2 pseudogenes are annotated in these 736 nt (G+C 58.0%); one reads left to right on the top strand and one right to left on the bottom strand.

Features of this window, described 5'->3' with window-relative positions:
• Window positions 1-148 precede the first annotated feature (148 nt).
• A pseudogene (locus ACMV5I_RS29565) lies at window positions 149-283 on the top strand (antirestriction protein ArdA); the annotation flags it as partial.
• A gap of 129 nt (window positions 284-412) precedes the next feature.
• On the opposite strand, the pseudogene ACMV5I_RS29560 reads toward ACMV5I_RS29565, so the two are convergent.
• Window positions 413-736: pseudogene (locus tag ACMV5I_RS29560) on the bottom strand (hypothetical protein); the annotation flags it as partial.

The following is a 736-nucleotide window of genomic DNA, read 5'->3' as shown; positions in this document are numbered from 1 at the left end:
AAAAAGGGCGTGCCATTCTTCGGGCGTGCGGATGTTCCTCATGGGTTTGCTCCGTGTTGATGATCGGGAACAAGATCATGGCAACATCGCGAACGCAATAACAGGTGGGGTTCCAGCGACGCTTACCCACAAATACAACTGCGGGAGCATTTTCGGCAAATGGTTTGACCTGACGGAGTTTGACGGCCAGGAAGACTTTTACGCGGCCTGTCAGGCGCTGCATGCCGATGAATGGGATACCGAGTTTATGTTTCAGGACTGGGAGGGTATACCGACATCCTTCGGGCGACTTCCCTTCGGGAACCGGGCTGTCGTGAACGGAGCCGGTAAACCGTCTCCGCCCTGGCGGGCCTCCATCCCATTGTCGCTAGGTCAACATCACGCTTGCGGCATCCGTACGGATGCGCCGCTTTCACCAGCCCGGCGATGCCGCCGGGCCTCTTTGGGGCAACGCCGTTTCGCGCCCGCGCGTTTCGGCGTTGCGGCGGGTTCCTGCTCGTGTCGTTACCTGGATATCTTCACCCATTTGCGTTCTTTCGCCGGGGCTGAGACAAGCACAACCCGTCTTGCTGTCTAGGGGCCGGCCATGCCTTTCGCAATAAATTTTTCCCGGCCATTTCATTAGACCGAAAAAAATTTCCCGCTCCCCCCCAGACATCTTCACCGGGCCGTGCTCGTTTACGCCCTCGCGGCGAACGACTCTCAAACGGGTGAAGGTAATACCCAGCGGGAAAGT

Source organism: Serratia sp. T13T92, from assembly GCF_047530105.1.
Taxonomy (GTDB): domain Bacteria; phylum Pseudomonadota; class Gammaproteobacteria; order Enterobacterales; family Enterobacteriaceae; genus Chania; species Chania fonticola.
This window is presented reverse-complemented; position numbering and strand designations above follow the sequence as displayed.